Annotated in this window: 26 protein-coding genes; 5 read left to right on the plus strand and 21 right to left on the minus strand. The window is 63.6% G+C overall.

The annotated features are described in order from the left end of the window. Window positions 1–21: 21 nt before the first annotated feature. Window positions 22–2,229 carry a TonB-dependent receptor family protein gene (locus ACFQX9_RS25615; protein WP_377791008.1) on the minus strand — a complete coding sequence of 736 codons (2,208 nt, stop codon included), beginning with the start codon at window positions 2,227–2,229 and terminating at the stop codon, window positions 22–24. Between the two features lie 84 nt (window positions 2,230–2,313). Next, a complete protein-coding gene (locus ACFQX9_RS25620) occupies window positions 2,314–2,688 on the minus strand; it encodes a DUF2946 family protein (protein ID WP_085353311.1) in 375 nt (124 codons plus the stop codon). 476 nt (window positions 2,689–3,164) lie between these two features. Between ACFQX9_RS25620 and ACFQX9_RS25625 the strand changes: the two genes are divergently transcribed. The 4 genes from ACFQX9_RS25625 (at window position 3,165) to ACFQX9_RS25640 (ending at window position 7,283) form a co-directional block, all read left to right on the plus strand. After that, complete coding sequence (locus tag ACFQX9_RS25625; RefSeq protein ID WP_085353314.1) at window positions 3,165–3,569, plus strand: globin; 405 nt, start codon at window positions 3,165–3,167, stop codon at window positions 3,567–3,569. Window positions 3,570–3,710: 141 nt separating this feature from the next. Next, on the plus strand, window positions 3,711–4,733 hold the full coding sequence (locus ACFQX9_RS25630) for a sugar ABC transporter substrate-binding protein (protein WP_377791009.1): 1,023 nt from the start codon (window positions 3,711–3,713) through the stop codon (window positions 4,731–4,733). A gap of 6 nt (window positions 4,734–4,739) precedes the next feature. Then, entirely contained in the window at window positions 4,740–6,242 is a 1,503-nt protein-coding gene (locus ACFQX9_RS25635; RefSeq protein ID WP_377791010.1) for a sugar ABC transporter ATP-binding protein, read from the plus strand. A gap of 12 nt (window positions 6,243–6,254) precedes the next feature. Beyond that, complete coding sequence (locus tag ACFQX9_RS25640; protein WP_085353317.1) at window positions 6,255–7,283, plus strand: ABC transporter permease; 1,029 nt, start codon at window positions 6,255–6,257, stop codon at window positions 7,281–7,283. Between the two features lie 326 nt (window positions 7,284–7,609). Here ACFQX9_RS25640 and ACFQX9_RS25645 read toward each other — a convergent pair whose 3' ends face one another. After that, window positions 7,610–8,314: an L-2-amino-thiazoline-4-carboxylic acid hydrolase gene (locus ACFQX9_RS25645; RefSeq protein ID WP_085394839.1), complete on the minus strand. Its 705-nt coding sequence runs from the start codon at window positions 8,312–8,314 to the stop codon at window positions 7,610–7,612. Window positions 8,315–8,355: 41 nt separating this feature from the next. After that, on the minus strand, window positions 8,356–8,748 hold the full coding sequence (locus tag ACFQX9_RS25650) for a RidA family protein (protein ID WP_026232871.1): 393 nt from the start codon (window positions 8,746–8,748) through the stop codon (window positions 8,356–8,358). Between the two features lie 129 nt (window positions 8,749–8,877). Here ACFQX9_RS25650 and ACFQX9_RS25655 point away from each other — a divergent pair, with 129 nt between their 5' ends. Beyond that, window positions 8,878–9,501 carry a LysR family transcriptional regulator gene (locus ACFQX9_RS25655; protein WP_377791011.1) on the plus strand — a complete coding sequence of 208 codons (624 nt, stop codon included), beginning with the start codon at window positions 8,878–8,880 and terminating at the stop codon, window positions 9,499–9,501. Here the strand turns inward: ACFQX9_RS25655 and ACFQX9_RS25660 are convergent. From ACFQX9_RS25660 to nuoI, 17 genes are all read right to left on the minus strand, one after another. Beyond that, entirely contained in the window at window positions 9,416–10,555 is a 1,140-nt protein-coding gene (locus ACFQX9_RS25660; RefSeq protein WP_377791012.1) for an ABC transporter ATP-binding protein, read from the minus strand. The genes ACFQX9_RS25655 and ACFQX9_RS25660 overlap by 86 nt on opposite strands. After that, window positions 10,548–11,528: an ABC transporter ATP-binding protein gene (locus ACFQX9_RS25665; protein ID WP_018455073.1), complete on the minus strand. Its 981-nt coding sequence runs from the start codon at window positions 11,526–11,528 to the stop codon at window positions 10,548–10,550. The genes ACFQX9_RS25660 and ACFQX9_RS25665 overlap by 8 nt, the downstream gene beginning before the upstream one ends. Further along, on the minus strand, window positions 11,525–12,346 hold the full coding sequence (locus ACFQX9_RS25670; RefSeq protein WP_007603580.1) for an ABC transporter permease: 822 nt from the start codon (window positions 12,344–12,346) through the stop codon (window positions 11,525–11,527). The genes ACFQX9_RS25665 and ACFQX9_RS25670 overlap by 4 nt, the downstream gene beginning before the upstream one ends. After that, window positions 12,343–13,266, minus strand: coding sequence for an ABC transporter permease (locus ACFQX9_RS25675; protein ID WP_018455074.1), 924 nt, complete (start codon window positions 13,264–13,266; stop codon window positions 12,343–12,345). The genes ACFQX9_RS25670 and ACFQX9_RS25675 overlap by 4 nt, the downstream gene beginning before the upstream one ends. A 60-nt stretch (window positions 13,267–13,326) precedes the next feature. After that, complete coding sequence (locus tag ACFQX9_RS25680; protein WP_085362137.1) at window positions 13,327–14,916, minus strand: ABC transporter substrate-binding protein; 1,590 nt, start codon at window positions 14,914–14,916, stop codon at window positions 13,327–13,329. Window positions 14,917–15,046: 130 nt separating this feature from the next. Continuing rightward, the gene (gene mtnK / locus ACFQX9_RS25685; protein ID WP_377791013.1) at window positions 15,047–16,327 is read right to left on the minus strand and encodes an S-methyl-5-thioribose kinase; all 1,281 of its coding nucleotides are present in this window, start codon (window positions 16,325–16,327) and stop codon (window positions 15,047–15,049) included. Window positions 16,328–16,362: 35 nt separating this feature from the next. Continuing rightward, on the minus strand, window positions 16,363–16,710 hold the full coding sequence (locus ACFQX9_RS25690; protein ID WP_007603574.1) for a hypothetical protein: 348 nt from the start codon (window positions 16,708–16,710) through the stop codon (window positions 16,363–16,365). Window positions 16,711–16,740: 30 nt separating this feature from the next. Then, a complete protein-coding gene (locus ACFQX9_RS25695; protein WP_018455077.1) occupies window positions 16,741–17,016 on the minus strand; it encodes a DUF1467 family protein in 276 nt (91 codons plus the stop codon). Between the two features lie 8 nt (window positions 17,017–17,024). Then, complete coding sequence (gene mce, locus ACFQX9_RS25700; protein WP_018455078.1) at window positions 17,025–17,429, minus strand: methylmalonyl-CoA epimerase; 405 nt, start codon at window positions 17,427–17,429, stop codon at window positions 17,025–17,027. Between the two features lie 12 nt (window positions 17,430–17,441). Beyond that, window positions 17,442–19,112: a ribonuclease J gene (locus tag ACFQX9_RS25705; RefSeq protein ID WP_018455079.1), complete on the minus strand. Its 1,671-nt coding sequence runs from the start codon at window positions 19,110–19,112 to the stop codon at window positions 17,442–17,444. Then, window positions 19,112–19,918, minus strand: a complete 807-nt coding sequence (locus ACFQX9_RS25710; protein ID WP_018455080.1) for a biotin--[acetyl-CoA-carboxylase] ligase — start codon at window positions 19,916–19,918, stop codon at window positions 19,112–19,114. Before ACFQX9_RS25710 ends, ACFQX9_RS25705 begins: the two co-directional genes overlap by 1 nt. A 1-nt stretch (window position 19,919) precedes the next feature. Further along, window positions 19,920–21,356, minus strand: coding sequence for an NADH-quinone oxidoreductase subunit NuoN (gene nuoN / locus ACFQX9_RS25715; protein WP_018455081.1), 1,437 nt, complete (start codon window positions 21,354–21,356; stop codon window positions 19,920–19,922). Window positions 21,357–21,378: 22 nt separating this feature from the next. Next, complete coding sequence (locus tag ACFQX9_RS25720; RefSeq protein WP_018455082.1) at window positions 21,379–22,887, minus strand: NADH-quinone oxidoreductase subunit M; 1,509 nt, start codon at window positions 22,885–22,887, stop codon at window positions 21,379–21,381. Further along, window positions 22,888–24,987, minus strand: a complete 2,100-nt coding sequence (gene nuoL, locus ACFQX9_RS25725; protein WP_247298475.1) for an NADH-quinone oxidoreductase subunit L — start codon at window positions 24,985–24,987, stop codon at window positions 22,888–22,890. It abuts the gene before it with no gap. 61 nt (window positions 24,988–25,048) lie between these two features. Then, a complete protein-coding gene (gene nuoK, locus ACFQX9_RS25730; protein WP_007603558.1) occupies window positions 25,049–25,357 on the minus strand; it encodes an NADH-quinone oxidoreductase subunit NuoK in 309 nt (102 codons plus the stop codon). Then, window positions 25,354–25,992, minus strand: coding sequence for an NADH-quinone oxidoreductase subunit J (locus ACFQX9_RS25735; RefSeq protein WP_018455084.1), 639 nt, complete (start codon window positions 25,990–25,992; stop codon window positions 25,354–25,356). Before ACFQX9_RS25735 ends, nuoK begins: the two co-directional genes overlap by 4 nt. Before the next feature lie 9 nt (window positions 25,993–26,001). Next, window positions 26,002–26,490 carry an NADH-quinone oxidoreductase subunit NuoI gene (gene nuoI, locus ACFQX9_RS25740; RefSeq protein ID WP_026232873.1) on the minus strand — a complete coding sequence of 163 codons (489 nt, stop codon included), beginning with the start codon at window positions 26,488–26,490 and terminating at the stop codon, window positions 26,002–26,004. Window positions 26,491–26,497: the final 7 nt, after the last annotated feature.

A 26,497-nucleotide genomic window follows, 5' to 3' on the forward strand; every position in this document is an offset into this window, starting at 1 on the left:
ACCCAAGCGCCCATTTGCACGTCACCATCGATACCTCATTCCAGCGTACACTGCCCGTCCCGTGCCCGGCTCAAACAATGCTGACGTCGCCGTCGCTCGATCGATGATGCTCGCGCTGGCTGTGTAGGTCTTGTTGGTGAGATTACGCCCCTCGATGTAGGCAGACATCGGGCCACCATTGTCGAAGCCGGCTTTCAATCCCAACAGGGCGTAAGGCTCTGTCGTCAGCGTGTTCATGCTGTCGACGAAGTAGGCCTGTGGCACCCATTCGACGTTGGGTCCAACATAGAACCCGGAAGGGTGCTTGTAGAGAAGCTCCGCCCGCAGGTAGTGAGTTGGAGCTCCCGGCAATCGATTGTTTCCGAAGGTCGGATCTTTGTCGAAGCGGAAGTCGTTGAAGGAATAGGCGACATTCAGCCAGACCTTGTCCGGCGCCGGGCCATTGACGAAGATGTCACGAAGGATTGCTGCGCTCGCGCCGGCCTCGATGCCTTGATGAAAGGTGCGGTCGGCATTGGTCACATTGCAATTGCCGAAAGTACTATAGAGGCATTGCAATTCGTCGCGAATGTTGGCCCGGTAGGCCGTCAGTTCCCAGGCATAATCAGATCGCTTCATGCGAGTCCCGATTTCGTACGTGGTCGCAATCTGCGGGCGGATGCTGGTGAACGGGATCGTCGGAATGCCGAGACCAATCGCGCTTTCGCCGAAGCTCGGCACCTCGGCACTCCGCGAGACATTGGCGAAGGCTTGCCAGGCCGGATCAATTTGCCACAACACACCGCCTTTCGGCGACCAGAGATTAAAGCGCGTTGCCCCCGATTGATCCCCGTCGCTGATGAAGCGATCCTGCCGATTGCGGGTCGCGTACAGAAATTGCGTGCCGCCGATCAGCGCAAGATTTGGAAGGACGTAGAAGCTGTCCTCGACATAGGCGGAAATATTCTCCGACCGATCGATCGAGGAAGAAAGCAGTGCGCCCTTCTGCCCGACAATGTTGGCGAACTGCTGGTTGTCAATGCTGCCGTTCAGCACATTGACGCCTGCGACCAACTTGTTGCGGAAGCCGCCAATGGTGCGGTCATCCGTGATCTTCGCGAATCCGCCGTAGTCCTTGTAACGGTAGTCCAGCCACTGGAAGATCGGATGCATCAAATGGCGATCGACGCCAAAGGCGCCGAATTCGACTTTGGTGTCATCGAAACGAACGGTGGTTTTGTTGGCGAGCCTGACAGTATCGATATTGCGCTGCTGATCCATCGCAACATTCGCGGGTGCAGCAGCTTCCGGATCGGTCAAAGCGGACGTCTTGGTCACGGTACCCGGAATTCGCTGCCGCACCTCGTTGGCATTGAGGTAGAACCGTGTCTCGACATCCGGCGAGAACTGATAGCCTACATTACCGCTCAAGCGGTTGCTCGAGCCGAAGCTGTGATCGCGAAATCCGTCTGCGGCCTGCGTGGAAGCGGTCACGAAGCCGTCCCACGGACCGTTGACGCCTCCTGCGTTCGCCTGAAGTCGTTTGTAGCCGAATCCTCCGACATCGAAGGACACACCATTCGGAAACGAGTCGCGGCCGGTCGGGGTCACGAAGTTGATCGCGCCTCCCAGCGAATTGGCGCCGAACTGAAGCGCGTTGCCGCCCTTGAAGACTTCAACATATTTGTAGGCGCTCGGATCGATCTCCTGGAAATCGCCATAGCCATCCGCAGTGTTGATCGGAATGCCGTCCATATAGAGCTGCACACCGCGCAGATGAAAATTGCGCGACAGGCCGGACCCACGAATCGAAAGGCGGGTGTCGTCGCCCCATTTGGGCTGGGCGTACACGCCGGGCACGTAATCCAGAACATCCTTGATCGTGTTGGACGGCGTCGAGTTCCTGTACGCCTCGGCCGACACGAGCGCCACGCCGCCCGGCGTCTGGTTAATCTCTGCCAGCGCTTGTTGCGCCGTCAGAACCGTCAGGGCACCCGGAGCCCCTGTACTCTGTTCGCTCGCGGTTTGCTGCGGTGATGGGGTCGTTCGCAGGCTTCGCGTGACGCGCGCCGATCGCGCAGAATTGCGTGGCGGTCGGACCGCCGACGCACGCTTCTGCTGAGGCGCCTCAACGGTGATCGGCGGCAGCACTGCGCTGCTGTCTTGGGCAAAGGCTCCGCTCGACGACGCAAGCAGCGCGGCCTGAATGGCAACGACGCTCACGCCACGGCGGGCATGACAACGTAACATGGGGCATTCCTGACGCCGGGCTTTCTCTCCGGCCATTCGACAGCATCAATCGCCTGCGGCGGACCGCGGCGATCACGAGAGTCGTCAGGAAAATTGAGGCGGGGCGCGCGCCTGGGCGTTTGTGCCCTTATGGGCCGCGCCGGCGAATGCCTCCGCCGCGCGCCACACCACGCGCTGGGCGTGGCGCAAGGGAACGAAGAGTGCGGCGTGCGGCGGCGAATCGAGCGACGCGCCTACCTGCGCCAGGCAACAGAGGGCACACGCACCGGCATGTGCGACCGGCGTACCCGCCGGATCGTTCAGCCCGCCTTGCTCGCCTGCGCTGTGGCAGATGACGGCGGCGGACAGCGGATCGGCCACGGCCCGGCCGGCCGCCAGACAGGCGGCAATCGGCGCCAGCACCTGCATCACTAGGGCAAGCAGGACCAGAGGTAGGAATTTTTGCAGCCGTGCGCGCATCCACTGAACCGTTTGTTCGTCTACTAACTAAACACCGGTGGATGGCCAAGTCGAGCCCGGTTCCGCCGCCTTCTTGGTCCAGCGCAGATTCCCCGGAAACTGTGGTCCGGCCGGCCCAAGGGAGGGGACCTCCGGAATTTGAGGCAGTCGAGCCCTGGCCCATCCACAGATTTCTTATATTTGTCATACACTTACGCGGCCGGCCGCCCGATCATTTCGTCAATTGCTCGAATTTTGAACATTCGTTGCCGAAAATGATGACAAGTGAGAAAAGTTGATCTAGCATCCTTTTGCTCAGGCTGGCCGCGAGGTCGAAGTCTGGTGGTCCAAGTCTCGGGAGGAGCCCCTGACGCGCAAAATGCAGCGTCGCCCCGCCAATCAAGATCAAATCTTAGAATCGGGGATAATAGGGTCGACACAATTTTCGAGCGGGGCTAGGGCCCCGCTCTTTTTTTGTCTGCGGGGCTAAAGCACCGATGAATCCTTCTCCCAATCCGATCGAACAGAGCTTTGAACTTGCAGCCTCGCGCTGCATCGATCTCACGCCACTCGTCTATCAGCGGCTGTTCGAGCAGCATCCCGAAACCCGGGCGATGTTCCGCACGCTAGGCAGCGAGATCGTGATGGGATCGATGCTCGCACTCACGATCGAGGCGATTCTCGACTTCGCCGGTGATCGCCGCGGGCAATTCCGGCTGATCACATGCGAGGTCGTATCGCACGATGGCTACGGCACGCCGCGCGAGCTGTTCATCGCCTTCTTCGCCGTCATCAGGGATACGCTGCGCGATCTTCTCCGCGATGAATGGTCGCCGGGCATGGCGCAGGCATGGGACCGATTGCTCATCGAGATCGACGCGTTCGCCGCCGTACAGGCCTGACGCTTTGCGCTGCACCAACACGAGCTCGCGGCGACCCCGCCGTTGATTGCGGATTGAGTGGCACCAACTCTTGTGAGACACTTTCGAACATCGGTCGCGCAATCAATGACGCGCCGAGATAGAATTGTATGGGAGCGAGCGATGTCCGGGACGAAAGATTTCTCGACGACGAGGCGCGATCTTCTTCAGGCGGCAGCAACCGCCGGCGCCGCGACTGCCATCCTCGGCAGCATAGGCATAAACCCCGCCCTTGCAGCCGAAGTCGGACGAAGCGAGAAGCCGCTGAAGGCGGCGTTCTCCAACGCGGGCCTCCAGGCGACCTGGTGCGCGCAGGGCAAGCAGGCCGCGGAATTCTGGGGCAAGCTGTTCAATGTCGAGGTCACCTGGTTCGACGGCCAGCTCGATGCCGTGAAGCAACGCGCGGCGATCGACAACATGGCCTCGCAGAAATGGGACTTCGTCGCGATCCAGGCTTTTGGCATCGGCACGCTCACCCAGCCGGTGCAGAAGATGATCGACGCCGGCACGCCCGTGATCGACATGGACACGCTGATTGCGCCGCTCGACCAGATCAACGTCCACTCCTTCCTCGCCCCCGATAACGAGTTCATGGGCGCCTCCGTGACGCAGGCGCTGTGCAACGCCATGGGCGGCAAGGGCAAGATCATCATGACGCAAGGAGCCCTCGGCCACACCGGCGCGCAGGGCCGCGCCAAGGGCTTCAACAATGTCGTGAAGCAATTCCCTGGGATCGAGGTGCTCGACACCCAGCCGGCCGACTGGGATGTGTCGAAGACCGCGCGTCTCTGGGAAACCTACCTGACGAAGTATCCGCAGATCGACGCGGCGTTCTTCCACAATGACGACATGGCGCTCGCCGCCGCCAACATCATGAAGGCGCGGGGCCGCACCAACATCCTGATCGGCGGCGTGGATGCGATGCCGCCGGCGATCCAGGCGGTCAGCGAAGGCCGCATGTTCGCCACCGTGCGCAATCCGTCCTGCCGCATTCATGGCGGCGCCATCATCGCGGGCGTTTCCGCCGTGGTCGGCGGCGAAAAGAGCGGACAGGGCATTCCCAAGAACGTCGTCACCGACGGTCCGGTCGTCACCAAGGCCAACGCCGCCGGCATGCAATGGATGCAGGATCACTTCCTGATCTGAGCCTCCATGCGAGAGGATCGTTCGCCCATCCTGGAACTGCAGGGCATCACGAAGAGCTTCGGCGGCGTCGAGGCGCTTCGTGGTGTCGAATTCGCGCTTTCACCCGGCGAGATCCATGGTCTCGTCGGCGAGAACGGCGCGGGAAAAAGCACGCTGATGAAGATCATCGCCGGCGTGCACACCGAATTCTCCGGCCGCTTCCTGATCGACGGACAGGAGATGCATTTCCGGTCGGCCCGCGATGCCCACAGCGCCGGCATCGCCATGGTGCACCAGGAGCTCTCCGTCGCGCCCGACCTCACGGTTGCGGAGAACGTGTTTCTGGGCAACCAGCCGACCAACGCCCTCGGCCTCGTGCAATGGCGGCGGATGGCGCGGGAGGCCGGCGAGCAGCTCGCCCGCTTCGGCATCGACGTCGATCCGATGAGCAGGCTCGGCGATCTCCCGATCGGGCTGCAGCAGCTGATCGAGATCGCGCGCGTGCTGTTCTCCGGCGCCCGCATCGTCATCCTGGACGAGCCGACGTCCGCCCTCTCTCCGCCCGAGGTCGAGCGATTGTTCGCGACGCTGCGGCGCCTGCGCGAGGAAGGCACGGCGATCGTCTTCATCTCGCATTTCATCGAGGACATCTTGCGCGTGTCCGACACGGTCACCGTGTTCCGCAACGGGCGGAAGGTCGCGGAGACGGCAAGTGCCGCGACCAACAAGGGCGCGCTGATCGAGGCCATGATCGGCCGCGGCGGCGAAGCGCTCGAGCACAGCTACAGCGACGATTTGATGCTGCCCCAACCGAGCGACAGCTCGGTTGTCCTAAGGGTCGACCAGCTGTCGCTGGCCCGCAGCCTGAAGGACATCTCCTTCGAGGCGCGCGCCGGCGAAGTGCTCGGCATCTACGGCTTCATGGGCTGCGGCCAGCAGGAGCTGTCGCGCATCTTGTTCGGCAAGCTGAAGCCGGACGGCGGCACGCTCGCTGTCGAGGGCAAGCCCAAGACCTTCGCGAGCACGGCGGCGGCACGGCGCGCCGGGGTGGCGCTGGTGCCGGAGAGCCGGCGCGCGATGCTGTTTCACCAGGAGCCGGTTTACAAGAACATCTCGATCAGCATCCTCGATCGCATCTCGGCGTTGCTGCTCAAGCCGGCGCAGGAGCGCGACATCGCAAAGCGCCAGGTCGAGCAGCTCCAGATCAGGCCACCCGTGGTCGGCCTCGATCTCGGCATGCTCTCCGGCGGCAACCAACAGAAAGTCGCGCTGGCGAAATGGCTGACCTATCCGCCAAAACTGCTGGTGCTCTGCGAGCCCACTCGCGGCATGGATGTCGGCGCCAAGAACGACGTCATCAACATCGTCCGTGATCTCCGCGCCAGGGGGCTCGCGATCATCGTGCTGTCGACCGAGCCGGAAACGGTGCTGTCGCTGGCCGACCGCATCCTGGTGCTCAAGCGCGGCGCATTGGTGCGCGAATTCAAGAACGAGCCGGTCAGCAAGGACCGCCTGCTGGAAGCGGCGTGACGGAGAAGCACCATGGCAAGCAGTGACACGGCTTTGGCGGCGGGGCAGCGGACGCGAGGGCTTGCGCCCTTCCTGCGCTCGCAGATGCGCAACATCGCCCCGTTCCTGACGCTGATCTTCCTGTCCGGCTTCTTCGCGCTGGCCAGTCCGTCGTTCGCGACGCTGGACAATCTCGGCAACATCCTGACGCAGGTCTCCGTCACAGGCATCATCGCCGTCGGCCTCACCTTCGTGATCCTCTGCGCGGAGATCGACCTCTCGATCGCCAGCATCGCCAACGTCACCGGAATCGCGGTCGCCTACTTCACGCTCCAGGAATCCTACGTCAACATTCCCAACATTCCCCTGCCCGGGGCCGCAGCGATCCTGCTGGCCATTTTGCTGTGCGCGTTTCTCGGCCTCGTCAATGCGCTGGGACTGACCGTGATCGGCATCCCCTCCTTCATCATGACCTTGGCGATGATGCAGATCGCGGCCGGCATCTCGGCGCTGCTGGTGCGGGGCCAGATCGCCTACAAGGTGCCCGGCGTGATCACCACGCTCGGCTCCGGATCGATCGGCGGCATCCCATGGATCGTCATCGTCGCCGCGATCATGCTCCTCTTGGGACATCTGGTGCTGACCTACACGCGCTTCGGCCGCTACGTCTACATGGTCGGCGGCAACCGCGAGGCGGCCGAATATTCCGGCCTTAACGTCAAGCTCATCCTCGGCGCGGTGATGGTCATTTCGGCGGTGTGCTCCGGTATCGGCGGCATGCTCGGTGTCGCTCATTTCGGCAGCGCGCAGCAGAACGAGTTCGACACCTATCTGCTCGACTCCATCGCTGCCGTCGTCGTCGGCGGCACCAGCCTGTTCGGCGGCCGCGGCGGCATCGGCAACACCATCGTCGGTCTCTTCGTTCTCGGTGTTCTGAACAACGGCCTCGACCACGTCAACATCGACAGCTTCCTGAAAATCCTGATCCGCGGCCTGATCCTGCTGGCAGCGCTGGTGATCAATGTTTATGCGCAGCGGCTGAGGGAGAAAGCGGTGGAATAGCCGCCCCTCAAAACAAAAAGCGCGAAAACAACCTCATGCACAGTAGAGACTGTGAGGGAATTCAACGACTTACAAAAATCCGAAATTGTGTAGCTGCGACCGTGGCGGCATTTGACTCGTCGGGCAAAACAGGAGCAGGATGTCATCGTGGCAGCGGGCGCGGATGGGCTCAGGGTCGCTCCCCAAACTCCGTCATTGCGAGCGCAGCGAAGCAATCCAGGCTGCCGCCGCGGAAAGATTCTGGATTGCTTCGCTGCGCTCGCAATGACGACGTGACAGCAGGGGCAATCCAGCCTCACCTCGATCGCGGAGCATGAGAACGCGGCTTAGCTCTCCGCTTTCTCATCCGGCGCAAGCCGCGAGAACCGGAAATTGCAGTGGCTCGCACCGCCCGCTAACGTCTGTGTCCTTTCCAGCCGGATGCCTCGCGCTGCGTAGGCAACGAAATCGAGCCCGCAGATGTTCGGCAAAATGTCCTTGTCGCCATGGCGCGCCGCGAGTTTGCAGAAGCCGCAAGCCTTGTAGTTGATGCCGAACTCAAAACTGTCACCCGTATCAGGCTCGACGAAATCGTAGACGAAATCTTCCGGAAATTCGGTCTGATGGCTTTCAGTCGCGATTCTTGCCGCCTGCTCGCGCAGCAAGGCCTGGTTCTCCGGCGACATGAATTGGCGCCCTGAGTCGAGACGCTCCGCTTCAGGCGCGGTGAGCAATTGCGCCTTGTAGGTTTCCCGCTCGATCTCGCCGATCACAGGCACCGGCACGCCGTGGCGCCGCAGCACCCGGCTGATGGCCATAAAACCCATCAGACGCATGAAGAAATCGCTCATGCGGCTTGCCGCGCCGCCGACATAGGGCATTTGGGTGAGCACGATTTCGAACTCGTCCATCACCTCGCGCCTGATCTCGTCGATCTCGGAAAGTTGCGCGCACTCACGCAACATCGCTTCGGCCAAATCGAGCCGATCGCGCATGGCGGCCTCCATTGCACCGCGATGCGCTTCGTAAAACGGATGGATGATCTCAGCCATGGGACACCCGATATGATTGGCTCATTGCAAAGTCGGCTGGTTCACTCCGCGGCGATCGCCTCGATCTCCAGCAGCCATTTGCTGTCGACGGTCTCGACGATCACGACCGTCAGCGCAGGCTGGTGTTCGCCCAGCATCGCGCGACGAATGGAGCGGTTGGTCACGAGTTGATTGCGGTCAGTCAGGAACGTGGTGACCTTGACCAGATGCGCGATGCCAAGGCCGGCGGCAGCAAGCACCTCGATCAAATTGCGCCAGGCCTGCTCGCACTGCGCCTCGAAACCTTCGGGCACGGTGCCGTCGAGTCTCTCCGGCACCTGGCCGCTGATGAACAACAGGCGGCGATACTGCGTCAATTCAAGTCCCATGCAGTAGCCGCCGGCAGGCGCATGGACTGTTGCGGGATTGTGGCTGACGAGGTGAGCTGGGGGCACGAGGTTTCTCCGGATTGCGGGTCGGACCGTATCCGGCGCCATCACCGCTCCGCAAAGCATCATTGCTGCGGTTCAGCGCAAGAAAATCTATTGCAAGGCCACAGCCCATCAGTGTCAAAATGGAGCCCGATGACCTACGCCCTTCCCCCACTCAACGCGCTGCGCGCCTTCGAGGCCGCCGCGCGGCATCTCAGCTTCAAACTGGCCGCGCACGAGCTGCACGTGACGCCCGCCGCCGTGGGGCAGCAGGTGAAGGCGCTGGAGGCGCGCCTCGGCGTGCAGCTCTTCGAGCGGCTGCATAAGCAGCTCGTCCTCACCGTCGCCGGTCAGACCTATCTGCCTGGCGTCTCCGAAGGCTTTCGCCACATTGCGGAGGCGACCTCGCAACTGAAACCGGCAGGTGCGGTGCTGCTGCAATTGGGCGTCCATGGCGGCTTCGACCTCCGCCGCCTCGACCTCGCGGCGTTTCGCAGCACGGATGCGGAGATCGGCTTGCGGGTGCTGCATCCGGCCGGCCTGCACGAATTGATCGAGGGCAAGGTCGACCTGCTGCTCGCCCGCGGCCTCGGCCACCATCCCGGCTATCGCTGCGACCGGATCGATGAGGGATCGGGTTTGGGCGATTGGCTGGTTGCGCCTGAAGGCACCGCGGATTGCCCGGAGATCGTCAGTTTTCGCGCGTGGCTGCGTGCGCTGCCGGCGGAGAACTCGATAGCGAATCGCCGCCCTCGTCTGGTTGGTGGCAGACGATAGGCTCGACCGGCACGGAGGGTAACGGAGATAGAGCGACGCTCGCTGCACCAATCTCTTCACTCCGCCAACACCTCACCGCGTGCCCGTCGGCTCGCGTCTCCAGCACAGGCCCCGGCTCGCTCCGACACTCAGCTTCCGCATAACGGCACCGCGGGCTGAAGGCGCATCCGTTCGGCGGATTGAGCGGATTGGGAAGGTCGCCTGTCGTTGCCAGCGGTGCATGGCGCAAGGGATCGGGGATGGCGGCGATCAGGGCTTGCGTATAGGGGTGCGCGGGCCGTTCGAAGATCTCGCGCCAGTGGCCGTTCTCGACGATGCGGCCGAGATACATCACGGCGACCTTGTCGCTCATGTGTTCGACGACGCCGAGATCGTGGCTGATCATGATGTAGGAGAGGCCGAGCGTTTCCTTCAATTCCAGCAGCAGATTGATGATCTGGGCGCGGATCGAGACGTCGAGCGCCGAGACCGGTTCATCGCAGATGACGATCTTCGGATTGAGGATCAGCGCACGCGCAATGCCGATGCGCTGGCGCTGGCCGCCTGAGAATTCATGCGGGTAGCGGTCGGCCTGCTCCGGCCGCAGGCCCACATGCCGCAGCATCTTCGCGACGCGGTCCTCGATCTCGCTCTTGGCCGTGACGCCATGCACGCGCAGGGGATCTTCCAGCGTGCGGCGAACGGTCTGGCGCGGATTGAGCGAGGCGTAGGGATCCTGAAACACGATCTGCACGATGCGGGCCAGCGCCTTCCGATCGCCGGATGGTCGGTTGGTCACGTCCTGTCCGTCCAGCACGATGCGGCCGCGCGTCGGGGTCACGAGGCCAAGGATCGACAATGCGACCGTCGACTTGCCGGAGCCGGACTCGCCGACGAGGCCGAGGCATTCGCCCCGCTTCAGGGTGAGATCGACGCCGTCGACGGCACGGAGCAGCCGCCGGCCGCGCCCGAGCAGGCCGCCTCCGAGCGGAAAATGGACCGCGAGATCTCTGACGCTGAGAATGACATCGTCGTCCGGCCGTGTTTCAACCAAACTAGCTTGCGGCTCATGCATGGTGGTGACACCTGACCAGGCCGCCGGCGTCCAGCAAATCCGCTTCCGGCGGGGTGGTCCGGCAAATATCGGTCGCCTGCGCGCAACGCGGATTGAACCGGCAGCCGTTGGGGAAATTCGTGATGGCCGGGACCACACCCGCGATCTCCGTCAGGCGGGTGCGGCCAAGCGCTGCGCGACTGCCGAGCCGCGGCAGCGAGGCAACCAGGCCTCGCGTATAGGGGTGCGAGGGTGCCCGGAAAATATCGGCCGAGCCGCGCTCCTCGACGATGCGGCCGGCATACATCACGGCCACGCGGCGGCAGACATTGGCGACCAGCCCCAGATCGTGGCTGATCATCAGGATTGCGGTTCCCCGCTCGGCACACAGATTCCGCATCAGCTCGATGATTTCGGCTTGCACGGTCACGTCGAGCGCCGTGGTCGGCTCGTCGGCGATCAGGAGATCCGGACCGCAAGCGAGCGCGATGGCGATCATCACGCGCTGGCGCATGCCGCCGGACAGCTGGTGCGGGTAATCCTTCACGCGCCGCTCCGGGGCGGGAACGCGCACGCTCGCCAGCGCCTCGACCGCCAGTCTATCGGCTTCCCGCCAGCTCTTGCCCTTGTGCAGCACGAACATCTCGGCGATCTGCCGGCCCACCGGCGAGACCGGGTTGAGCGCCGTCATCGGCTCCTGGAAGATCATGGCGATGCGATTGCCGCGCAGATCCCGTTGCCTGGCGGCTGAAAGGTGCTGGATCTCCCGTCCCTCAAACCGGATGACACCGCCGCCGATCGACAACGGCTGCCGCAACAGGCCGATCAAGGCCAGCGCCGTGATGCTTTTGCCGCAGCCGGATTCGCCGACAAGGCCGAACGTCTCGCCGCGATCGATGCGGAATGAAATGCCCTCGGCCGCCGCAACGCGCCGCGATCCATCGTCGAGATCGATACGCAAATCCTCGACTTCGATCAGCGGCGTGCGGGTCATGTGCGCCGGCTCCGCGATTGCGGATCGAGAATGTCGCGCAGGCCGTCGCCGAGCAGATTGAGGCCGAGCACCGTCAGGAAGATCGCAAGACCGGGAAACACCGAGAGCCACGGCGCCGTCGTGATCTGGTCGCGGGCATCCGACAACATGCTGCCCCAGCTCGGAAACGGCGGGCGGACGCCGAGGCCGAGGAACGACAATGCGGCTTCCGACAGCACAGCGCTGCCCATGCCGAGCGTGCCGATGACGACGATCGGCCCCAGCATGTTCGGCAGTAGCTGCGTGATCATGATGCGCAGATCGCCGTAGCCGAGCACGGTCGCGGCCTGCACATAGCCCTGGCTCCTCAGCGACAGCGCCGAGGCCCGCGCGATCCGGCACGTGAAGGACCAGTTGGTCAAGCCGAGTGCGATCAGCAGGCTGGTCAGGCCGGGACCAAGCACCGCCATGATGGCCAGCGCGAAGATCAGCGAGGGGATCGCGAGCATGAGATTGGTCAGGCCGTTGACGACGTCGTCCCACCAGCCGCCCCAATAGCCGGCGCTCAGGCCCAACGCGACGCCGATGACGCTGTTGATGAGCTGCGAGACGATGCCGACCGTCAGCGAAACCCGCGCGCCATAGACGACGCGGGAATAGATGTCGCGGCCCTGGTCGTCGGTGCCGAACCACCAGGTCCAGCTCGGAGGCTCTTCGGCGTTGAGCAGATTGGCGTCCAGGACAGGATCGGTATGCGCCAGCCATGGCGCGAGCAGGCCGACCAGGATCGCAAGCGCGAACAGCGCGCCACCGATGATGAGATTGGCGCGGAGCTTCATGCGTATCTGATCCTGGGATCGATCACGCCGTAGAGCACGTCGATCAGCAGATTGATAGCGAGAAAGGACAGCACCACGACAAGAATGGAGCCCTGGACGGCCGGAATGTCGCGCTGCAGGACACTGTCGACCAGCAGCGAGCCGATGCCCGGCCAGGAGTACAGTTTCTCGACCACGACCGCCTGCCCCATCAGCCCGCCGAACTGCAGGCCGACGGTGGTGAGAATGATGACAAGCGCGTTGCGCATCACATGCCACTTCACGACTCGGGTCTCGCTCATGCCCTTGGAGCGCGCGGTGCGGACGAAATCCGCGGTCATGATCTCGAGGACCGCGGCGCGTGTCGTCCGCGCGAACAGCGCCATCGGCGAGACGCCGAGCGTCACGGCCGGGAGGATCAGATATTTCAGTCCGCCATCGCCATAGCCGAAACTCGGCAGCCAGCCGAGCTTCAACGCGAACAAGTACATCAGCACCAGTCCGAGCCAGAATTTGGCGATCGAAAGGCCTGATACCGCCACGACCATGGCCAGCGTGTCGACGATACCCCCCGGCTTCAGCGCGGCGATGAAACCCAGGGGAACACCGATCACGACGGAAAACGCCATGGCGGTGAAGATGAGCTGGAGCGTCGGCCATATCCGCTTGGCGATCATGAACGTCACAGGCTCGCGCGTCCGGAACGACGTTCCGAAATCACCCGTCGCAAGCTTGGCGATGTAGGCTCCGAAGCGGACATAGACGGGATCGTCGAGCCCGAGCTGCTTCTTCATGCGCAGCTCGACCTGCGGATCGGCATCGTCGCTCATCGACGAGACGATGCTGCCGGGAACGACGCTGAACAGCACGAACACCAGAGCCACCACTGCGAGCACGGTCGGAATGGTCTGCAGCAGGCGGCGGAACAGGAAGGAGAGCATCGGCACTTTTCCTCTCTCCCTCCGTCGTTCATGGCGACGGAGGGAGCGCGAGAGCGCGTGTCACTTCGCGGGCGAGGTCTCGTCGACCCAGAGGTCTTCGACGTTCTGATGGGTCAGTTCGGTCGCATTCAGCTGAACCCCCTTGAGCCACGGCTGCACGGCCATGACCGCCTTGTTGTAGTTGAAGAACCAGACCGGCGCCTCTTCGTAGAGAACAGCATTGGCCTTCTGCAGCAGCTGGGTACGCTTTGCAGCGTCATCGGACTGCCCGGCCTCGTCGATCAGCTTGTCGAACTCGGCATTCTTGAAGTTCATGTAGTTGCAGGCCGACTGCGGTGTCGATGAGTGGAAGCATTTGAGGGCGGCCTGCGGATCGGGTCCGGTCGCCTGCGAATAGACAAAGGCCTGGTAGTCGCCGCTGCGAACCACCTCCGCCAGCACCGCGGTCTCGACCTGCTTGACCTTGGCCTTGATGCCCACCCTGTCCAGCATCGGGATCACGGCCGAGACGATCGGCAGACCCCAGCTCTCGTTCTGGCTGGTGGTCCATTCGAATTCGAAGCCTGAGGGATAGCCGGCGTCGGCGAGCAGCTGCTTGGCCTTGGCGGGATCGAAGGCGTAGGGCTTCATGGCCTTGTCGTAGGCGGTAGAGGTGAGCGGCAGCCAGCTGGTGGCCCGGTAGGCCTTGCCCTTGACCAGCTTGTTGATGATCAGGTCGGTGTCGATCGCGTAGTTGATCGCCTGCCGGACCCGCTTGTCGGCGAACGGCTTGAACGCGGGATTCATCCCCATGTAGCGGGTAAAGACCTCGGCGACTTCCACGACCGTGCCCTTGAGGTCGGCGTCGTTCTGATAGGCGACATATTGCGCCGGTCCCAGCACCGAGGTGTCGATCTCCTTGTTGCGGAAGGCGACATCGCGTGCCGCGGCCTCGCCCATGACCGACACGATGATCTTGTCAGCGTAGGGCTTGCCGGGCTTGTAGAACCGGTCCCATCGCTCCAGCACGATGCGCGATCCCGGCACGTGCTCGACGAATTTGAAGGGCCCAAGGCCGATCGGCTTCTGGAGAAAGCTCTCCTTGGCGGCCTCGTCGGCGGGATAGATCGACGTGATCGCGTTCCAGAAGTAGAAACCTGGATCGACCTTCTCGGTCAGCTTCATCTCGATGGTAAAGTCGTCGACTTTCTTCAGGCCGGAGATCTCCTTGGCCTGGCCCTTCTCGACCGCCGCCGCGCCCTCGATCACGCGGACATAGCGCGCACCGGGATAAGCCTTGGTCCCGTCCATGATGCGGTTGTAGGTCCAGATGATGTCGTCGGCCGTCATCTTGCGGCCGTTGTGGAAATAGGCGTCGTCGCGCAGCTTGAAGGTGTGGACGAGACCTCCGCCCGAGACGACGTCCTCCTTGGCGAGCTCCAGAACAGGCTTGCCTTCCGTGGAATTCCAGATGTAGAGCGACCGGTGCAGGGCCTTGGCGTAGATCTCGTCCTGGGCGCGTTGCGTGGTAAGAATGTCCAGGCTGGTGAAGCTCGAGCCATAAGGCGCGGTCATGCGGATGGTTCCGCCCTTGCGCGGCGTCTGGGCCTCCGCCGAGGCCGCCAGCGCCAGCCCCAAACCCGCGACGATCGCCACTATCCTGAACATCATGGTCCCTCCGACAAGCAGCGTGCTCTGGTCCGAGAGTTGACCATCCACGGCACGTCGAGCGCAAGCGTCTTGAAGGGGTTGACGTATGCGAGCGTCGCGCGCGGGCCCGACCGATTTGCGCAGAAGCTCGCTAGAACTCCGGCTGCCAGTCGCGCAATTTTCGCGCTGCAGCGGTGACATCCGCGATGGTCGGAAACGCCCCCACCTCGAGCATGATCGCCCTTGCCAGCCTGACGGCGCGTGCTTCGCTGATCGCGCGCCGGCGCGGATCCTCGATCAGCTCGAAGTCGATATTGTGGGCGAGGCCGAAGATGCGGCGGATGGTTTTGGCCGCGGCGAAGCCGACCGTGTCCGCGAACAGCCGCTGCATGTAGGCTTGCCGCTCGGCTTCCAGCCGTGCCGCGCCTGTCTCGCCGGCGAACAGTGAGGCGGGATAGGCATCGCCTGCGGCGCTAGCGCGCCAGAGCTCGAGGAACTTTCGCGCAAAATCGTTCCAGACCGTTTCCACCGTCTCCAGCACCCAGGCCTCGAAAGCACGCCGTTCGCCCGGCGTGCGCTCATGCCCGGCGGAGGCAAAATAGGCCATCAGGAGGTTGGCCAGCACGGCGCCGACATCGAAACCCATCGGGCCGTAGAACGTGAATTCGGGGTCGATCACCCGCGTCTCGCCGCCCGTGACCATGATCGAGCCGGTGTGCAGGTCGCCGTGGAGCAGCGCCTCGGGGCTCGCCATGAACTTCAGCTTCAACCGGGAGATCGCGACGTGGAGGTCCATATCCTCGCGAAGCTCTGCGGCGAGCGCATCGAGATACGGCGCAGTCCAGCGGTTCTGCTCGGCGACGCGGTAAGGATCGGTGAAGATCAGATCCTCGGTGATCTTGCACAGCGCATGGTTGCCAGCGAAAGCTGCGATGGCCTGCTTCTTCTCGGCCGCCGACACCGCGAGGTCGGAGGTGAAGAACAATGTCCGCGCCATGAAGGTGGTGATGTCATCGACAAAGCGCGGATACTGCGAGCCCGCAACCATCCCCTTGCGCATGATGATGTGGGGCTCGAGCAGCTCCATCACCGTCAGCGCCAGGGCCTCGTTGTGATGCAGCAGCGCCGGCACGAGGCCGGGCGCGAGCTCGGCCTGCCGCGACAAAGCGAGATATTCGAAATGAGCCCGGGACAGCGGCAGCGGCCAGCTCTCGCCGACGAGGCGGACATAGGGCAGCGCCTGCTTCACGGCGATGCCGCCGCGGCCGCCCTTGACGATGAAAACGAGATTGAGATTGCCGTCGCCGACTTCGGTGATCGACCAGGAGGCCGGCTCGCCGCCGAGGGTCGCGGCGAGATCCGCAACGCCCGCGAGATAGTCCCGCAACGCCGCCTCATGCAAAATCCGGTAGTCCCCCTGCCCCTGCGCCATGACGATCCCATCCCATGCTTGGCATGGCCGAATCGTTACTCCCGCTCCAGGAAGCTCGAGCCGATCTCGGCCTTTCTTTTGATCGGATCGTAATCACAATAGACGCTGTCCGCCACCAGCGTGTAGCTGGCGCTGACGGTGTATTTGTCTGTTTTGACCGAGTTCAGGCCGATCACCGCGGTGCTCTTGCCGCCGTTCCATTTGAACGGTGTCGAGCTCTTGGCCTGCTCGCAGGCGATCACGGCCTCATTGAAGACATAGCCCTCGACGAACGCCTTCAGGGTGCGCACCTGCACGGCCATCTTCCACTCGAAATAGCCGATGGCACCGAGACCGGCGACGATCAGCACCAGAAGCGCGACGACGATCCGCTGAAAAGTCATTCTTCCCCCAACCAAGCCAACCACGAAATCCTAAAACGGCATGCCCATCAATTTCGACAGGCGCTCGATCGACAAATAGCCGGCGTGATAGGCGACCATGGCGATCCCGTAGATGACCGCCGAGATGATGGTGGTCCAGATCAGCTTGCCCCCCATCCGCGTCAGGATCGGCGCACCGGGGTCGCTGCCCGGCACTCCGACGCCGTCCTCGTGCTGGCTGCGCACGCCAAACGGCAGCGTCAGGAACAGCGCGACCCACCAGATGACGAAGTAGATCGCGATTGCGGTTGAGATCTGGATGGCCATGGGGCGGCCTATGCCTGCTCGATTTCGACCAGCGCGCCGGAAAAGTCCTTCGGGTGCAGGAACAGCACCGGCTTGCCGTGGGCGCCGATCTTCGGCACGCCGTCGCCGAGCACCCTTGCCCCCTCCTTCACCAGCGTGTCGCGCGAGGCGATGATGTCGACCACCTCGTAGCAGACGTGGTGGATGCCGCCGTCGGCGTTGCGGTCCAGGAACTTTGCGATCGGCGAGGCCTCGCCGAGCGGCTCGATGAACTCGATCTTGGTGTTGGGCAGCGTCGCGAACACCGTGGTGACGCCATGCTCGGGCAGCGCGACGGCCTCCGAGATCTGGGCCCCGAATGCGGTGCCATAGATTTTGGCGGCCTTGACGGCGTCCTTGGTCGCGATCGCGACATGGTTGAGCCGGCCCAGCATGTTTCTCTCCCGTTACACTGTCAGCACATGTACCAGACAGGGGGGCTTTTTGCCCCAATGTTCGTTGATCACGGAGCGGACAGCGCGTCGCACCGACTCCGCCAGCGCATCCGGGTCGCGACGGCGCGCCTTCGGCAGGCCCTCGACGGTGGAGACCACGGCGTCGAAGACGAGGTCGTCGAAGGGCTCGCCCGCTTTGTTCTTCTCGGGGATACCGACGAGTTCGACCGCGGGATCGTCGGCAAGCTCGCCCTGCTCCGTCATGGCGATGGCGACAAAGGCGCAGCCGGAGAAGGCCATGCGGCGCCGCTCGCCCACCGCGCGGGACTTGGAGTCCTCCAGAATCGTGCCGTCCTTGTAGAGACGGCCCGCAGGCACTTGCCCAATGATGCCGGGATCGCCGGGGCCGAGCTTGACGAGATCGCCGTTGCGGCAGACCAGCACGCGCGGCACGCCGGCGGCACGCGCGAGCTTGGCGTGCTCGTTCAGGTGCAGGGCCTCGCCATGGACGGGGATCAGGAGCTGCGGCCTGGTCCAGGCGATCATGTCGCGCAATTCGTCGCGGCGGGGATGACCGGAGACATGGACCAGCTGGTCGCGGTCGGTGATGACCTCCACGCCCTGCAAGACCAGGCCATTGATGATGGCCCCGACCGCCTTCTCGTTGCCGGGAATGGTGCGCGAGGAGAAGATGACGCTGTCGCCACGGTTGAGCGTGATCTCGGGATGGTCGTCATTGGCGATGCGCGCCAGCGCGGCACGCGGCTCGCCCTGGCTGCCGGTGCAGAGCGCCAGCACCTTGTCCTGCGGCAGATGACCGTAGACCTCGGCGGAGCGGAAACTCTGCACGCCGTCGAGATAGCCGGTCTCGCGCGCGACCTGCACCACGCGTTCCATGGCGCGGCCGACCACGACGACCTCACGGTCGGCGGCCTTCGCAGCGATGGCGACGGCCTTGAGGCGCGCGACATTGGAGGCAAAGGTCGTGACCGCGACGCGGCCCTTGGCGGCCTTGACGAGCTCGGTGATGGAGCTCGCAACCTCGGCTTCCGAGGGTGAGCGGCCGTCGCGCACGGCGTTGGTGGAATCACCGATCAGGGCGAGCAGGCCCGCATCGCCGAGCTCCCGCAGCCGCTTTTCGTCGGTCGGGCGGCCGATGATCGGGGTCGGATCGATCTTCCAGTCGCCGGTGTGCAGCACCGTGCCGACTTCGGTGTGAATCGCCAGCGCATGCGACTCCGGAATCGAATGCGCGACCGGGATGAACTCGACGTTGAACGGACCGATATCGACGCGCCCGCCCGACGGCACCACCGTCACCGGGATCTTGGGCGCATTGCGCTCGGCGGCGCACTTGGCCTCGAACAGCGCGGCGCTGAACTGCGTCGCGTAGATCGGACATTTCAGCTTCGGCCAAAGGTCGATGATGGCGCCGAAATGATCCTCATGGGCGTGGGTCAGCACCAGCCCCATCAGATTCTTGCGTTCCTTCTCCAGGAAGCTGACGTCGGGCATGATCAGGTCGATGCCCGGCAGATGCTCCTCGTCGCCGAAGGAGACGCCGAGATCGATCGCCAGCCAGGCGCGCTGCTGGCGGTTGCCGAGGCCGTAGATCGACAAATTCATGCCGATCTCGCCGACCCCGCCGAGCGGTGCAAATACCAGTTCTTCAGGCTTCGCCATCACGCAGCTCCCACGGAGGCGGCCGTGCCGAAGAACACCTCGCCCGCGGCGACCGGCACGCGCCGGCCCTCCGCCGTGCGGACGATCAGGCAGCCGGTGTCGTCGATCGTGTCAAAAATGCCGTCCAGCGTCATCACTCCCGTGTGGATCGCGACCCGCTCGCCGAGGCCGGCGGCGCGCTCCAGCCACAATTTGCGAATTTCGGCAAAGCCACGGCCATTGTCCCAGATACCGCGGAATTCCACCCAGGCATCGGAGAGCGCCGAGAACAGCTCCTCCGCGCTGATCTGGACGCCGAGCGCGGCCAGCGACACCGCAGGCGTCGGCGTACCCTCGGGCGCGGCGACGACGTTGGTGCCGATGCCGACGACGATGGCAAGACGGTCGCCGATGGCTTCGGCCTCCAGGCCGATGCCGACCAGCTTCTTGCCGCCGGCCAGCACGTCGTTCGGCCATTTCAGGGCGTAGCGGGGACGGCCCTCGCCGAGGCGCAGTGCAGCCTCCAGGCTGACCTTCTCCAGGGCGGCCTCCTCGGCCAGCCCGGCCGCAAAGCCGATCGTCGCGGCGACGGAAGGGGCAACGTCCAGGACTTCGAGGACGCTGGCTGCAAGGTTGCCCTTTGGTGCGATCCAGGGGCGCTGGCGGCGGCCGCGGCCGGCGGTCTGCTCCGACGTCACGAACCACATCGGGCCGCGTTCGCCGCCCCTCGCGTGCTCGATCGCCTCGGTATTGGTCGAGCCGGTCCGTTCGAAAGCTGCGAGCTTGTAGCCCGCCGACGCCGCACGAGGACCGAGCGCGAATGCCATCCTAGAACAGCGACTTGGCGGCGGCGGAGGCGACGCTCACCACCGGGCCCGCGAACAGGGCGAACAGAATGTTGAACAGGCCCGCGACCGCCAGCACCGTCTTGACTTCGACGCGCACCGGATCGACCTGCCCGGCCGGCTCGTCGAAATACATCGTCTTGACGATGCTGAGATAGTAGTAGGCGCCGACCACGCTGGAGAGCACGCCGATCACGGCGAGCGTGAACAGGTTCGCCTTGATGGCGGCGACGAAGACGTACCATTTGGCGAAGAAGCCGGCGAGCGGCGGGATGCCGGCGAGCGAGAACAGCAGCATCGCGAACATGAAGGCGAGCAGCGGATTGGTCCGAGAGAGACCTGCGAAATCGCTGATCTGCTCCACCGGCTGGCCGTTCCGCTTCATCGCCAGGATGATGGCGAAGGAGCCCAGCGTCATCGCGACATAGATCACGATGTACATCAAGACGCCCTGCGCGCCCTCGACCGTGCCTGCGGCAAGTCCGACCAGGGCAAAGCCCATATGGCCGATCGAGGAATAGGCCATCAGGCGCTTGATGTTGCTCTGGCCGATCGCGGCGAACGAGCCCAGCGCCATCGAGGCGATCGACACGAACACCAGGATCTGCTGCCACTGCGAGACGATGCCCGGAAATGCGGTCAGCGTGACGCGGGTGAAGACCGCGAGCGCGGCCACTTTCGGGGCCGAGGCGAAGAAGGCTGTCACAGGCGTCGGTGCGCCCTCGTAGACGTCGGGTGTCCACATGTGGAACGGCACCGCCGAGACCTTGAAGCAGAGGCCGGCGAGCAGGAACACCAGGCCGAACAACAGGCCGACATTCGAGATCGTCGCGGCCGCCGCGATGCCGGTGAAGGCCACCGTGCCCGTGAAGCCGTAGATCAGCGAGGAGCCGTAGAGCAGCATGCCCGAGGACAGCGCGCCGAGCACGAAGTACTTCAGGCCGGCTTCGGTCGACTTGGCGTTGTCGCGGTTCGAGGCCGCGACGACGTAGAGCGCCAGCGACATCAATTCGAGGCCGAGATAAAGCGAGATCAGATCGCCGGCCGAGATCAGCACCATCATGCCGAGAGTCGAGAGCAGCACCAGGATCGCATATTCGAAGATGCGGCGCGACGGATCCGACAGGAACTCGGTCGACAGCACCAGCGTCACCGCCGAGCCGATCAGGGCCAGGATCTTCATGAAGCGGGCAAAATCATCGACGATGAAGCTGCCGCCGAAGGTCACGTGCTTGCCCGCGGGCAGCATGTATTCGAGCACGCCGACAACGATCAGGAGCAGCACCGCAAGCGTCGTGACCGTCTTGGTGGTCTCCTGCCCGCGATAGGCGCCGAGCATCAGGAGTGCCATCGCCCCGACCGCGAGCACGAGCTCGGGCAGCACCGGCGCCAGTTGATAACCTGCAGTCTCAAAGCTCATGGCGATATCCTGACCTGCCCGCTCACTGGAGCAGTGCGGCGGCCTTCACGGCCGTCACAGCGGTGTTGTAATTGTTGACGAGTTGCTGGACCGAGGCCGCCGACATGTCGAGCACCGGCTTCGGATAGATGCCGAACAGGATCGTCAGCGCGATCAGCGGGAACAGCGTCAAGCCCTCCCGGAAGGTGAGATCCTTCATGCTCGCCAGCGACGGCTTGACCAGCGCCCCGAACACGACCTTGCGGTAGAGCCACAGCGCGTAGCAGGCCGACAGGATCACGCCGAAGGTGGCGAAGAACGCGGTCGGGATCGAGACCTTGAAGGTACCGAGCAGCGTCATGAACTCGCCGACGAAGCCGGAGGTGCCGGGCAGGCCGACATTGGCCATGGTGAAGACCATGAAGGTCAGCGCGTAGAGCGGCATCCGGTTGACGAGGCCGCCATAGGCCGCGATCTCACGGGTGTGCATGCGGTCGTAGACGATGCCGACGCAGAGGAACAGCGCGCCGGAGACGATGCCGTGCGAGATCATCTGGAACACGCCGCCGGCGACACCCTGCATGGTACCGGCGAAAATGCCCATGGTGACGAAGCCCATATGCGCCACCGAGGAGTACGCAATCAGCTTCTTCATGTCCTCCTGCATCAGCGCCACCAACGAGGTGTAGATGATGGCGATGGCCGAAAGCGTGAAGACCAGCGGCGCGAAGTCGTGCGAAGCCAGCGGGAACATCGGCAGCGAGAAGCGCAGGAAGCCGTAGCCGCCCATCTTCAGAAGGATCGCGGCCAGGACCACCGAGCCTGCGGTCGGCGCCTCGACGTGGGCGTCGGGGAGCCAGGTGTGCACCGGCCACATCGGCATCTTCACCGCGAACGAGGCGAAGAAGGCGAGCCACGCCCAGGTCTGCAGCGAGCGCGGCACGGCGGTGTGCATCAGGGTCGGGATGTCGGTGGTGCCGCCGTTCCAGTACAGCGCCATGATCGCGAGCAGCATCAGCACCGAGCCGAGCAGCGTGTAGAGGAAGAACTTGAAAGATGCATAGACCCGGCGCGGACCGCCCCAGACGCCGATGATCAGGAACATCGGGATCAGGCCGCCTTCGAAGAACAGGTAGAACAGCACGAGATCGAGCGCCGAGAAGGTGCCGATCATCAGCGTTTCCAGGATCAGGAACGCCATCATGTATTCGCGGACGCGGTTGGTAATCGCCTTCCAGCTCGCGATGATGCAAAACGGCATGATGGCGGTGGTCAGGATCACCAGCGGCAACGAGATGCCGTCCACGCCCATGTGGTAGGTGATGCCGGTGGCAAGCCAGTTCGCCTTCTCGACGAACTGGAAGTCGGCGCTCGACGCATCGAACCGCATGACCAGGATCACCGACACAGCGAAGGTGATCAGCGTGGTCCACAGCGCGATCCAGCGCGAGTTGCGCCGGGCCGCCTCGTCGTCGCCACGGCTGAGATAGACGATCAGCGCGCCGACCAGCGGCAGGAACGTCGTGACGGATAGAATTGGCCAGGTCGTCATTTACTGGCCTCCAAAGCCGAACATGAACCAGGTGATCAGGCCGGCGGCACCGATCAGCATGGCGAACGCGTAGTGGTAGAGATAGCCGGTCTGGATTTTCACGACGTTGCGGGTGACGTCCAGCACGCGGGCTGAGACGCCATCGGGGCCGAGACCGTCGATGATGAAGCCGTCACCCTTCTTCCAGAGCTGATAGCCAATCCACTTCGCCGGACGGACGAAGATGATGTCGTAGAGCTCGTCGAAGTACCATTTGTTGAGCAGGAACTTGTACAGCATTGGCTGCGTGTTCGCGAGCTCGACCGGCAGATAAGGCCGGCGGATGTAGAACAGGTATGACACCAGGAAGCCCAGCACCATCATCACCGTCGGCAGGAAGGCGATGGTCTCGGGAATGTGGTGCATCTCCTCGATGATATGCGGGTTCATCTTCACGGACTCGCGGAAGAACTCCTCGATGCCGTGACCGGCGAACAGCTCCTTGAACGGGAAGCCGGCCAGGATGGAGCCGACCGCAAGCACACCGATCGGGATCAGCATCCAGATCGGCGCTTCATGCGCGGCCTCGTAGTGGTGCTCGTCATGCGGCTCGCCGTGGAAGGTCTTGAAGATGAGGCGCCACGAGTAGAACGAGGTCAGGCCGGCCGCGACGACCGTCATCAGGAAGCCGTACATCGCGAACGGATTGTGCGAGGCGTAGGCGGACTCGATGATCGCGTCCTTGGAGAAATAGCCCGCGGTCAGCGGGAATCCCGTGAGCGCGAGCGTGCCGACCACCATCACCGCGTAGGTGTAGGGGATCTTGCGCCACAGGCCGCCCATGTTGCGGATGTCCTGCTCGTGATGCATCGCGTAGATCACCGAGCCGGAGCCCAAGAACAACAGCGCCTTGAAGAAGGCGTGCGTGAACAAATGGAACATGCCTACCGAATAGGCCCCTGCTCCCATCGCCACGAACATGTAGCCGAGCTGCGAACAGGTCGAGTAAGCGACGATGCGCTTGATGTCGTTCTGGACCAGGCCAATGGTCGCCGCGAAGAACGCCGTAGTGGCGCCGAAGAACATCACGACGGCCTGCGCGTTCGGCGCGAGTTCGAACAGCGGCGACAGGCGCGCCACCATGAAGACGCCGGCGGTGACCATGGTCGCGGCGTGGATCAGCGCCGACACCGGGGTCGGGCCTTCCATCGCGTCCGGCAGCCAGGTGTGCAGCAGGAACTGCGCCGATTTGCCCATCGCGCCCATGAACAGCAGCAGGCAGGTCAGGGTCAGCGCGTCGGCGTGCCAGCCGAGGAAGTCGATGGTCTTGCCGGTCAACCCGGGCGCAGCGTGGAAGATGGTCTCGAAATCGGTCGAGCCGGCCAGCAGGAAGATCGCGAAGATGCCGAGCGCGAAGCCGAAATCGCCGACACGGTTGACCACGAAGGCCTTGATGGCGGCGGCGTTCGCCGACGGCTTCTGGTACCAGAAACCGATCAGGAGGTAGCTTGCCAGACCCACGCCTTCCCAGCCGAAGAACAGCTGCACGAGGTTGTCGGCGGTCACCAGCATCAGCATGGCGAAGGTGAACAGCGAGAGATAGCCGAAGAAGCGCGGCCGGTTCGGATCCTCGTCCATGTAGCCGATGGAATAGAGGTGCACGAGCGAGGACACGGTGGTCACGACCACCAGCATCACGGCGGTGAGCGTGTCGACCCGCAGCGTCCAGTAGACCTGGAGATCGCCGGAGAGGATCCACGGCAGCAGCGGAATGCGCATGTCGTGGTGCATGAAGCCGACATCGACCAGCGTCATCCAGGACAGCGCCGCCGACACGAACAGCAACGCCGTGGTGATCAGCTCGGCAGCGCGCGAGCCCGCCGCGGGCGGCTCGGAGACGTGGTGGTCGTCGTGGCCATCTCCGGGTTCGTGATGAGTCTCGTGGACGACCGACGCATCCTCGTTGATCGTGTCCGACGCATGGGCGTGCGCGCCATGACCGTGATCATCGTGATGCTCGACCGTGTCGCCCGAGGGGTTGCGGGCATGCGCGCCGAACAGCGCGATCAGGCCAGCCAGAATGGCGCCCAGCAGAGGCAGGAAGACGATTGCCTGGACCATGATTTACTCTTTCCGCATGATCTGGTCGGAAAACCGGTGTCCACTTTTCCGGATCATGCGATCAGCCCTTCATCAGATTGACGTCCTCAACCGCGATCGAGCCGCGGTTGCGGAAATAGACCACCAGGATGGCGAGACCGATCGCGGCTTCAGCGGCCGCGACGGTGAGCACCAGGAGCGCGAAGACCTGCCCGACGATGTCGCCGAGGAAGGTCGAGAACGCCACGAGGTTGACGTTGACCGCGAGCAGGATCAGCTCGATCGACATCAGGATGACGATGATGTTCTTGCGGTTCAGGAAGATGCCGAGGATCCCGAGCGTGAACAGGATCGCGCCGACCGCAAGATAGTGTCCGAGCCCGATCGTCATTTCACCCACTCCGCCGCGTCAGAGTCCTGGAGCCCCTGCCCCGGCGCCACCTTGCGTATCGCCATCGCTATTTCGGGCGTGCGCGCGTTCTGAATGTTGATGTCCTGCCGCTTGACGCTCGCCTTGTGCCGCAGCGTCAGCACGATGGCGCCGATCATCGCGACCAGCAGCACCATGCCCGAGAGCTGGAAGTAGTGGATGTACTTGGTATAGAGCACCAGGCCGAGCGCCTCGGTATTGGAGACGTTGGTCGGGATCGCCGCCGTGATCGTCTTGGCGACGCCGGGGTTGATGACCCAGAAGCCGACCGTGAGCAGCAGCTCGAACAGGAAGATGCCGCCGATCACGAGGCCGACCGGCAGGTATTCGATGAAGCCCTCGCGCAGCTCGAGGAAGTCGACGTCGAGCATCATGATCACGAACAGGAACAGGACCGCGACCGCACCGACATAGACGACGATCAGGATCATCGCGAGGAATTCGGCGCCCATCAACACGAACAGACCGGAGGCGTTGACGAAGGCCAGGATCAGGTACAGCACCGAGTGCACGGGATTGCGCGAGACAATCACCATCACCGCCGAGGCGACACAGACGCCGGCGAACAGATAGAAGAACAGCGCGGGAAGGATCATGCTCTCATCTCACCGGTACGGCGCGTCGAGTTCGATCGCTTTCGCGATCTCGCGTTCCCAGCGGTCGCCATTGGCGAGCAGCTTGGCCTTGTCATAGAACAGTTCCTCGCGGGTCTCGGTCGCGAACTCGAAGTTCGGACCTTCGACGATGGCGTCGACCGGACAGGCTTCCTGGCAGAGGCCGCAATAGATGCACTTCACCATGTCGATGTCGTAGCGCACGGTGCGGCGGGTGCCGTCGTTGCGGCGCGGACCGGCCTCGATGGTGATGGCCTGGGCCGGGCAAACCGCTTCGCACAGCTTGCAGGCGATGCAGCGCTCTTCTCCGTTCGGATAGCGGCGCAGCGCATGCTCGCCGCGGAAGCGCGGGGAGATCGGGCCCTTCTCGAAGGGATAGTTCAGCGTCGGCTTCGGCTGGAAGAAATAGCGCATGGCGAGGAAGAACGCCGAGACGAATTCCGACAGCAGAAGCGAGCGTGCAGTGGCGTTGATGTTGATACCCATG

The organism is Bradyrhizobium sp. GCM10028915 (assembly GCF_042666195.1).
GTDB lineage: Bacteria > Pseudomonadota > Alphaproteobacteria > Rhizobiales > Xanthobacteraceae > Bradyrhizobium > Bradyrhizobium canariense_D.